9 protein-coding genes are annotated in these 9,366 nt (G+C 66.6%); 5 read left to right on the plus strand and 4 right to left on the minus strand.

Annotated elements, in window-relative coordinates; all coding sequences use genetic code 11:
• Positions 1-5: 5 nt before the first annotated feature.
• Entirely contained in the window at positions 6-413 is a 408-nt protein-coding gene (locus tag AX703_RS02120; protein ID WP_062342321.1) for a DUF1489 domain-containing protein, read from the plus strand.
• On the opposite strand, the gene AX703_RS02125 is transcribed toward AX703_RS02120, so the two are convergent.
• The 4 genes from AX703_RS02125 to AX703_RS02140 are packed head-to-tail and all read right to left on the minus strand — an operon-like array spanning position 410 to position 4,343.
• Positions 410-1,102 carry a DsbA family oxidoreductase gene (locus AX703_RS02125; protein WP_039332723.1) on the minus strand — a complete coding sequence of 231 codons (693 nt, stop codon included), beginning with the start codon at positions 1,100-1,102 and terminating at the stop codon, positions 410-412. The genes AX703_RS02120 and AX703_RS02125 overlap by 4 nt on opposite strands.
• Positions 1,099-1,980: an NAD(+) diphosphatase gene (gene nudC / locus AX703_RS02130; RefSeq protein WP_174544594.1), complete on the minus strand. Its 882-nt coding sequence runs from the start codon at positions 1,978-1,980 to the stop codon at positions 1,099-1,101. Before nudC ends, AX703_RS02125 begins: the two co-directional genes overlap by 4 nt.
• The gene (locus AX703_RS02135; protein ID WP_062342323.1) at positions 1,980-3,275 is read right to left on the minus strand and encodes a serine hydrolase; all 1,296 of its coding nucleotides are present in this window, start codon (positions 3,273-3,275) and stop codon (positions 1,980-1,982) included. The genes nudC and AX703_RS02135 overlap by 1 nt, the downstream gene beginning before the upstream one ends.
• A 3-nt stretch (positions 3,276-3,278) precedes the next feature.
• The gene (locus tag AX703_RS02140) at positions 3,279-4,343 is read right to left on the minus strand and encodes an A/G-specific adenine glycosylase (RefSeq protein WP_062342325.1); all 1,065 of its coding nucleotides are present in this window, start codon (positions 4,341-4,343) and stop codon (positions 3,279-3,281) included.
• Between the two features lie 29 nt (positions 4,344-4,372).
• On the opposite strand from AX703_RS02140, the gene AX703_RS02145 reads away from it, so the two are divergent.
• The 4 genes from AX703_RS02145 to AX703_RS02160 form a co-directional block, all read left to right on the plus strand.
• On the plus strand, positions 4,373-4,942 hold the full coding sequence (locus tag AX703_RS02145; protein WP_039332920.1) for a DUF721 domain-containing protein: 570 nt from the start codon (positions 4,373-4,375) through the stop codon (positions 4,940-4,942).
• Complete coding sequence (locus tag AX703_RS02150; RefSeq protein WP_039332717.1) at positions 4,939-5,658, plus strand: thioredoxin domain-containing protein; 720 nt, start codon at positions 4,939-4,941, stop codon at positions 5,656-5,658. The genes AX703_RS02145 and AX703_RS02150 overlap by 4 nt, the downstream gene beginning before the upstream one ends.
• A 211-nt stretch (positions 5,659-5,869) precedes the next feature.
• Positions 5,870-6,619 carry a thioredoxin domain-containing protein gene (locus AX703_RS02155; RefSeq protein ID WP_062342327.1) on the plus strand — a complete coding sequence of 250 codons (750 nt, stop codon included), beginning with the start codon at positions 5,870-5,872 and terminating at the stop codon, positions 6,617-6,619.
• A 31-nt stretch (positions 6,620-6,650) separates the two neighbouring features.
• The coding region (locus AX703_RS02160; protein WP_062342336.1) for an AAA family ATPase at positions 6,651-9,366 on the plus strand (2,716 nt) is incomplete at its 3' end.

Genomic DNA, 9,366 nt, shown 5'->3' on the forward strand with positions numbered 1-9,366 from the left:
GTTTCATGCCCCTGCACATGACCAAGGTGGCCTACGGCGCCCAATCACTGGCCGAGATCCACGAATGGTTCTCGGACACCGGCCGTCGCGGTGGCGCGAAAGTTGCCTATCTCACCACGCGCAACCGCCCGAAGCGCGCCGAGGAAATGATCGGCGGCTCGCTTTACTGGATCCACAAGCATCAGCTTGTCGCGCGATCGGAGATCGTCGGTTTCGAGGAAGCCGAAGGCGGCCGCACCAACATTGTCGTCAGCACCCGCCTGATCGATGTCCACCCCAAGCCCCGCCGCGCGCATCAGGGCTGGCGCTATCTCGAAGAAGCAGATGCCCCGCCCGATCTGGGTGACGGAGAAGCGGGCGAAGTCCTGCCCGCCCAGATTGCTTCGGAACTCGCCAAGCTTGGATTGGTCTAGGCTTTCCCGGCCGCTTCGCGAGCCAGGACCTTGCGGATCAGGTCGCTGTAGACTTCAGGCTCCTGCGCGCCGGGCACAATCAACTTGCCGTTGATTACCACCGCCGGCACGCCTGTGACGTTCCAGTCCCAAGCCTGCCGCTCCTCGGCGGTGACGATCGCATCGATCTGCGGGTCGATCATCGCCTGCAGCGCGTTAAGCCGTGGCAGGCCGACGCTCTCTGCAACCTCGGCCAGCACTTCCGGGTCAGACACGTTGCGCCGCGCCTGAAAGTGCGCGTCGAACAGCGCGCGTTTGAGCGCCTGCTGACGCTCCGGCCCGAAAGCACGCAGGGCCCAGGTCAGTAGCCGGTGCGCCATCCGCGTGTTCCACATCATCGCGGGTGGAGCATCACCTTCGCCGGTGTAATCGAACGAATAGCCCGCGCGCTCGGCGGCCTGCCGCAAGGTTTCGCGCACGCCTGCCGACTGCTCTGCCGTGCGGCCATACTTGCGCTGGATATGCGCGGCTTGCTCCTCGCCTTCCTCGGGCATGTCGGGGTTGAGCTCGAACGGATGGAAGCGCACGGTCGCATCCACTTCGCCGTCCATGCTGGCCAGCGCCTTGTCGAGCTGCTTCAGCCCGATCACGCACCACGGGCACATCACGTCCGACCAGATGTCGAGCGTGACATTTGCAGGCGCGCTCATTGCGACAACCACCACTTGAGCAGGTGATGCGCCACGGCGAACGGCGGCGGCGCAATGAAAGCGCCGTCCTCGGCACCACTCATCGCATAACGGACTTCCTCGCGGGTGAACCACCGCGCGTCATCGAGTTCGGTCGCGTCGATGGTGATTTCCCGCTGCGTGGTGAAGGCGTGGCAGGCAATCATCAACGACGAAGGGAATGGCCAGGGCTGGCTCGCCACATAGCGCACCTCATCTACCTTCACCCCTGCCTCTTCCTGCACCTCGCGGCGAACCGCGTCCTCAAGGCCCTCCCCCGGCTCGACGAAACCCGCCAGCGCCGAATAGCGCCGGGGCGGAAAGCGTGGCTGACGGCCGAGCAGCAGTTCGCCCTCGCACTCGACCGTCATGATTGTCACCGGATCGACACGCGGAAAGTGTTCGCTCTTGCATGCCTCGTTGCTGCAGGTACGTTGCCAGCCGCCCTTGGCCAGCCTCGTCGCCGATCCGCAGCGAGCGCAGAAGCGGTGCCGCGCATGCCAGTCGACCAGGCTGCGCGCTCCGCCATAGATCGAAAGGTCGCCCGTCGAGAGTGATCCCATCGCCGCCCACAACCGTGGATTGGGCGGTGCAACGCTTCCGACGATCGCCGGCGTCACCTGTGCAAAACAGCCGCGTCCATCTTCGCTCAGACCAAGGAACACCAGTTCCGCCTCTGGATCGGCATCGGCCAGCGTGCCCCAATCCAGCCCGCCGTCGGGCGCGATCACCGGATCGATCCCTTCCAGCCGCAGCAGCCGCGCGCGCCAGTTCATCAGGCTGCCCAGCTTGTCCGCATCGCCACGAATGTGATCGGCGCGGTCGAGTCCGCCGCCAGCAAATGCAATCGTCGTGTCCATCAGGCTGCGGCCTTCTTCCCCGTTACGTCGGCCAGCACGGCCTTCGCGAATTCCCTGTGCACCGGATAGGCATCTGACGGCATGTATTGAGTATAGACTCCCGCCCGCAGCCCGACCCGGTAATTGACGAAGCCCACAGTGCCTGCCGCCCCGGCCCAGCCATAGGTCCCGGCATCCTCGCCCAGCCCCACCGAACCGCCGGCGCCAAAGCCGTTGCCCTTGATAAAGGCCTGCGACAGGTCTGTGCCTGCCGGCAGGAGATTGCTGGTGCCGAGGCGCACGGCAGTCTCGCTCATCACCTGCCTGCCATCGATCCGCCCGAAGCCCAGCAGCATTCGCAGGAATCGGTCATAGTCGCGAGGGCTTGAAACCAGCCCTGCCCCGCCGAACGGATAGGGCGGCTGATCGAGATAGATCGAAGCCTTGGCTGGATCGATCGGCAGCAAGGCACCCCCCACCGCGGCGTAGTTCGTGGTCAGCCGCCCCACTTCGCTCTCGGGCACGCGGAACCAGGTCGAGGTCATGCCGCAGGGGGCGAACAGCCGCTCGGCCAGAAACACGTCGAACGGCTTGCCCGATGTCACTTCGATCACCCGCCCCATCAGGTCGAGCGCAACCGAGTAACTCCACACCGAACCCGGCTCATAAACCAGCGGCATCGCTGCCAGAACGTCGGCGAACTCGGCCAGACTGCCCAGCGGCTTGGGTGAATCCATGCCCGGCAGGCGCATCCGACTGGCCTGCCCCGGCACCAGCCCCGCGTTGACGTAGGCGTCCTTGATCGGCCCCTTCTGGATGATCGAATAGCCAAGCCCCGCCGTATGCGTCAGCAAGTGCCGCACCGTGATCTGCGTCTTGGCCGGACGCAGATCGGTCATCGAACCGTCGGGCGTGACCTGCACCTGCATCTTGCCGAATGCCGGCAGCAGGTCGGCAATCGGCTGGTCGAGCCGGAGCTTGCCTTCGTCCACCAGCATCATCGCCGCCATGCCGGTGATCGGCTTGGTCATCGAATAGATGCGGAACAGGCTGTCCATGTTCACCACTGGCGCCATCCCCTTGGCCAGAGTGCCACGGGCGATATCCATCGGCGCCTCGCTCGACCCCCAGCCGAGCGCCGCGATCATGCCCGGCAGCTTGCCTGAAGAGACATAGCCATCGAGCATTCCCGTCACAGTGGGAAAGCGCGCCTCCGCCGCGACGCTCGCCCATGCCATCCGCGGCAGAGCCATGCTTGCGGCGACCAAACCGAGCGACCCGATGAACCCGCGCCGCGAAACCGAAACCTGCTGCATTGCTCAGTCTGTCCTTCCAGCGACGGCCAGCCGCGCCGCCTTGGCGAACACGGTCGGCAATCCGGCAGCCTCGATTGTCTCGACCGGCCACCATTCTCCCTCCGGCAGACTAACCGCTTGCGGCTGAACCGGAAGCATCAATTGCAATTCGAGATCGAAATGCGTGAAGCCATGGCGGACCACCCCGCCCGGCCGCCACTCTCCCTCCAGGCCGTCCGGACCGTCGCCATTGGCTGACCAGCCATCGTCCGGAAGCGCCCGCATCCCGCCCAGCATCCCGCGCCCGGGCCGACGCACCAGCAGGACCTTGCCATCGCGCTCCACCCAATAGACCCGGCCGGTCCGAACCGGCTTGGCCTTCTTCGCCGCCTTCACCGGCAGCCGCTCGGGCGAACCTTGCGCGTAACCACGGCATCCCTCGCGCAATGGACACAGCATGCAGCGCGGAGACCTTGCCGTGCAGATCGTCGCGCCCAGATCCATCATCCCTTGCGCAAAGTCCCCGGCGCGCTCCTCCGGTGTCACCTGCCCCGCCGCAAAACGGATTGCCGCCTTACCCGCAGGGAGGGGTTCGTCGATCGCGAACAGCCGCGCCACCACCCGCTCGACGTTGGCATCGACCACCACTGCGCGGCGCCCGAACGCGATCGCGGCAACGGCAGCAGCAGTGTATTCCCCCAGTCCCGGCAATTCGCGCAAGCCCGCCTCGGTATCGGGAAAGTTCCCGCCGCGCGCCGCCACGGCCCGTGCGCAGGCCAGCAGATTGCGGGCGCGGGCATAATAACCGAGGCCCGCCCACGCTGCCATCACATCGGCATCGTCGGCCGCTGCCAGATCTCCCACCGTCGGCCAGACCTCGGTGAATCTGGAATAGTATGGCCCCACCGCCGCCACGGTCGTCTGCTGCAACATCACTTCGGACAGCCAGACCCTGTAGGGGTCCTGCCGCTCCTCGCCTGGAAACCGTCGCCATGGCAGGCGACGGGCGTTGACATCGTACCACGCCAGCAGAAGCGGGGCGATTGCCTCCGGATCGAATGACTTTGCGGCTTCCTCTCTGGCTTGCATCGCGCACCTATGGCATGGCGCGAAGCGATATGGAAAGCACCCCTTCGGACGCGCCGAAACGCAAGAGCGCCCGGTCCACCAAGACCGAGGCGGGCAAGCTCTACGAGCGCCCCAGGGGCGGCGAAGCGCGCCAGATCGCCGATCTCATGCCCGCCATCGGCCGCACCGCCTTCCGCCGCTTCGGCTTCGTGCAATCCAGCGTGGTCACCCGCTGGCCCGAGATCGTGGGTGAGCGGCATGCGCGCCACTGCATGCCCGAATCGATCCGCTTTCCCCCGGGCGAGAAATCCGAAGGCATCCTGCAACTGGTCGTCAGCCCGGCACATGCGCCGCTGATCCAACACGTCACGCCCGAAATCATTGACCGGGTGAACCGCTTTTTCGGCTACAATGCCGTAGCCAAGGTAAAGATACGGCAAGGCGCCGTTCAGGCACCAAAGCCCAAGGAAGCACCGCGTGCGGCGCCTCCCTCGCTGAAGCCGATACCGATGGAACTGGGGGATTCGCTGCGCGATATCGGCGATCCTGAACTGCGTACGGTGCTGGAATCGCTGGCGCGCAGTCTCGATAGTGCAACCGGGGGGAAGAAGATCGGATGATCCGCAAGTTTGCAGCAGCAGCAATCGCCGCCGCAGCGCTCGTCGCAACGGGAGCTTCGGGGCAGGCCGCCAAAAAGCCTGCACCGCGCCCGGCAGGCGGCCTCAACTGGGCCGTCACCGGCTCCATCACGGCTGAAGGCCATCACGTGCTCGGCAACCCCGCCGCCAAGCTGCGCCTGATCGAATTCGTCAGCTACACCTGCCCGCACTGCTCGCATTTCGAGACTGAGTCCGAAGGCCAGCTCAAGATCGGCATGATCGCCCCCGGCAAGGGCGCGGTTGAAGTGCGCAATTTCGTGCGCGATCCGGTGGACATGACCGTGGCGCTCATCACCAATTGCGTGCCTGCCAACCGCTTCTTCCAGTTGCACACTGCCTTCATGCGCCTGCAGCCGCAGTGGATCGGCCCGCTTTCGAACGCTACCGCAGCACAGCGCCAGCGGTGGACAACCGGCCCCTTCGCCACCCGCACCCGCGCCATCGCCAGCGACTTCAAGTTCTACGAATTCATGGCAGCCCGAGGGATGGACCGCCAGGCCATGGACCGTTGCCTGTCGAACGAGGCGCTGGCCAACAAGCTTGCCCAGCGGACCAATGACGCTGCCGAGAAGCTCGGCGTCACCGGCACCCCCAGCTTCATGATCGATGGCATCCTGCTCGCAGGCACACATGACTGGGATTCGCTGCGCCCGCAAATCCTCGCGCGGATGGATTGAGGAAGTTTCATATTTCGGGCCTCATGGGCCCCGGCCTGCGCCGGGGCGACAAGCAACAAGGCCATTCATATCTCCGTCGCCCCGGCGCAGGCCGGGGCCCATGACCTCTCGATCAACCGCCATCCACAACCCCACCGCACACCCCCTTCAAACCCCGGCAACAATCCGCTAGCGTCCTTCCAAACCGCCAGAAAACGGGAATATCCAGACGATGAAACTCGCCCGCGCGCTCCTGCTTGCCACCCTTCCGTTGACGCTTGGCCTTGCCGCCTGTGACAAGAAGGACGCCGCTGCCGGAGGCGAGATTGCCAGCGCAGAGCCGATTGCCAAGGTTCCTGCGCCTACCGGCCAGTCGTGGACCGAAACTTTCTCGGTCACGCCCGAAGGCGGTTACCTGATGGGCAATCCCAACGCCCCGATCAAGCTGATCGAATTCGGCGCGCTGTCGTGCTCGCACTGCGCGGAATTTTCGGAAAAGGGCTTCCCCAAGCTGCGCGATGAATACATCGCATCGGGCCGCGTTTCCTATGAACTGCGCCTGTTCCTGCTGAACGCGCTCGACATGCCGGCGGTGCTGCTGGCCACGTGCGGCGCCCCCGAAGCTGTGATTCCGCTGTCGGAGCAGTTCTGGGCCTGGCAACCCAACATGTTCACCAACCTGCAGAAGGACGAAGCCGCCTTCCAGCAGATCCAAAACCTTCCCGCTGACAAGCGCTTTGCCGGCATTGCCCAGCTCGGCGGCATGAGCGAATTCTTCGCCTCGCGCGGCATTGCGGCCGCTCAGGGCTCGTCATGCCTGGCTGACAGCGCCAAGGCCACAAAGCTTGCCACCACCAACGAACAGTGGAGCAAGGAGTTCGACATCACCGGCACGCCGACCTTCTTCCTCAACGGCAGCAAGACCGGCGTTGCCAGTTGGCAGGAACTCGAACCGCTGCTGCAGAAGGCTGGCGCCCGCTAAGGGGGCCGAGACGGGTCGGGGGGCCTGATCGGTGCAATTCAAGCGCTTGAAACTCTCCGGTTTCAAGAGCTTCGTCGAACCTGCCGAACTGCGCATCGAACCTGGCCTCACCGGCGTCGTTGGCCCCAACGGCTGCGGCAAGTCGAACCTTCTCGAAGCCATCCGCTGGGTCATGGGCGAAAGCTCGCCCAAATCCATGCGCGGCGGCGGCATGGAAGACGTGATCTTTGCCGGGACCGCAACCCGCCCGGCCCGGTCCTTTGCCGAAGTCCTGCTCACCGCCGAAACCGATCCTGACGGGCCATTCGGGGCAGAGCTTGAAGTCATCCGCCGCATCGAGCGCGGCGCAGGCAGCGCCTATCGCGTCAACGGAAAGGACGTTCGCGCCAAGGACGTGGCGCTGGTCTTTGCTGACGCAGCAACTGGCGCGCACAGCCCGGCCTTGGTCAGCCAGGGCCGGATCGCCGCAGTAATCGCCGCCAAGCCTGCCGAACGTCGCATGATGCTCGAAGAAGCGGCCGGGATTGCGGGCCTCCACGTGCGGCGCCGCGATGCCGAACAGAAGTTGCGCGCAACCGAGGCAAACCTGACGCGGCTTGAAGACATGCTGGCAGGCCTCGAAAGCCAGATCGGCACGCTCAGGCGGCAGGCCCGCGCGGCCGAGCGTTATCGCGCCGTCAGCGAGAAGATCCGCCTCGCCGAAGCCCGCCTCGTCTTCGCCCGCTGGCGCGATGCAGCCGCCGCCGCCGATGCTGCACGCAAGCAGGCCGTCGCGGCCGAGGAAGCAGTGAAGCGGGCTACCGACCTCGCGCAAGCGGCCCAGAAAGCCCAGCACAAGGCTGCTGCAGCCTTGGCCGAGGCGCGGGACGAACTGTTCGACCGGCGCCAGGACGCCGCAGCCCACGGCCAGCGCATGGCCTCGCTCACGGCGCAGCTCGAAGCGGCTGAGCAGCGGGTCAAGGACATCGATCGCCAGCTGACCCGGATCGAGGAAGACCGCGCCAGCGCGGATCGGCTGACCGAAGATGCCGCCGCCGCGATGGCGAAACTGGAGCAGGACCTCACCGCAGCCGAGGACTCGCTTGCCGCCGATAGCGAACGTCGCCCCACGCTGGCCGCAGCCGTGGACGACGCCGATCGTTCCGCCCGTGCAGCCGAAGTCGCCCTCGCTCAACGTGTGGCGGAGCAGGCCGGGATCGATGCCGAATGGCGCGTGGCCGAAGCAGCCGTCGCCGCTGCGCGCCAAAGGCTGACCCGGCTCGATGGCGATGCCGCGCGCTTGACCCAGCAGGCCGAAGCGCTTGCCCGCGAAGCCGATCCGGCTGCGCAGATTGCCGAGGCGGAAGCAAAGCGCGCGGCCGCCGCGGAGGCCATCGCGTCTGCCGAGGGACGCCGCGCGGACCTCACCGGCCAGCGCGAAGACCTGTCCGCCCGCCGTGACGCTACCAGCAATGCGTTGGCCCAAGCCCGCGCCGATCTTGCCGGGATCGAGCGTGAAGCCGACGCGCTCGCCCGCGACAAGGCGGCGCGGGAGAAAGCGCGCTCCGCCAAGGGCTTGGGCCAGTCTGCCATTGCCGGAACCCGCGCTGCTCCAGGCTACGAGCGCGCCTTGGCCGCCGTGCTCGGGCGTGACGCCTCCGCTCCGGTGGGTGCGGCCCCGGCCACTGCGGAGGGGCGCTTCTGGACAGGTGCGCAAGTGCCTGAGCCACTTGCGGATTCGCTGGCCCATCACGTCCCCCAGTGCCCGCCCGAACTGTCAGCGCGCCTCGCTTTGGTTCGCGTCGTCGATGCCGACGAAGGTCAGGCGCTCGTCCCCGGCGAATGGCTGGTGACAAAGGCCGGGCACTTGCGCCGCTGGGACGGATTCATCGCGCGGGGCGAAGGGGCCGCAGAAGCCGCTGCGCTTGAGGCCGAGAACCGGCTGGCGGAGTTGCAGGCGCTCCTGCCCGAGCGGCGCGCAGCGGTCTTGTCTGCCGAGACCGCGCAGGAAGAGGTTCGCGCCAGGCTCTCGGAGGTGCAGGGCGAACTCACGCAAGTGGAACGCGCGCTCTCTGCCGCTGCGGATGCCGAGCGTATGGCACTGCGGGCATTGGATGCCGCAGAGGCAGCGCGGGCGCGGCTCGAACAGCGCAAGGCGGAACTGACGCGGGCGCAGGAAGAGCTTTCGGATCAACGCCTTGCGGCCCAGGCGGAAGTGACGGCGGCTGAGGACAAGCGCAGCACCCTGCCCGATCCGGCGGCGGGCCGGGCGGCGCTGGAAGCGGCGCGCGCGCGCAACGACGCGGCCCGCGTCACCCTGCAATCCGCCACCGCCGCTTCGGCCGCGCTCGAACAGCAGATCGCCGCGGGCAAGGAGCGGCTGGCGGGCCTCAAGGGCGATATCCGTGCCTGGCAGGCCCGTGCCGGCGATGCCGCCAAGCGCCTGGCCGAGATGACCGGGCGGCGCGAGGAGCTGGAGACCGAGCGCGCGATCTCTGCCGCCAAACCTGCGGGGCTGATTTCCGAGATAGAACAGGGCGAGGGAATCCGCGCGAGGCTCACTCTCCAACTCTCCGAGGCAGAGCGGCAACTCTCCGAGGCGGAAGGCCAACTCTCCCAGGCAGAGGCCACACTCTCGACCGCAAACGAGGCGCTCGCCACGGCCCGCGAAGGTCGCGCCGGGGCATCGGCTCGTGCCGAGAACGAAGACGCCCGCCGACAGGAGATGGCGGCCATTTCCGGCGAGCGCCTCGTTTGCGGTCGAGAGT

It is taken from the genome of Novosphingobium sp. CCH12-A3 (genome assembly GCF_001556015.1).
Classification (GTDB): Bacteria; Pseudomonadota; Alphaproteobacteria; order Sphingomonadales; family Sphingomonadaceae; genus Novosphingobium; species Novosphingobium subterraneum.

Coding starts and splice junctions, on each gene's coding strand:
- AX703_RS02125 (WP_039332723.1), bottom strand. CDS start 1,102: ATGAGCGCGCCTGCAAATGTCACGCTCGACATCTGGTCGGACGTGATG.
- AX703_RS02120 (WP_062342321.1), top strand. CDS start 6: ATGCCCCTGCACATGACCAAGGTGGCCTACGGCGCCCAATCACTGGCC.
- AX703_RS02145 (WP_039332920.1), top strand. CDS start 4,373: ATGGAAAGCACCCCTTCGGACGCGCCGAAACGCAAGAGCGCCCGGTCC.
- AX703_RS02135 (WP_062342323.1), bottom strand. CDS start 3,275: ATGCAGCAGGTTTCGGTTTCGCGGCGCGGGTTCATCGGGTCGCTCGGT.
- AX703_RS02155 (WP_062342327.1), top strand. CDS start 5,870: ATGAAACTCGCCCGCGCGCTCCTGCTTGCCACCCTTCCGTTGACGCTT.
- AX703_RS02140 (WP_062342325.1), bottom strand. CDS start 4,343: ATGCAAGCCAGAGAGGAAGCCGCAAAGTCATTCGATCCGGAGGCAATC.
- nudC (WP_174544594.1), bottom strand. CDS start 1,980: ATGGACACGACGATTGCATTTGCTGGCGGCGGACTCGACCGCGCCGAT.
- AX703_RS02150 (WP_039332717.1), top strand. CDS start 4,939: ATGATCCGCAAGTTTGCAGCAGCAGCAATCGCCGCCGCAGCGCTCGTC.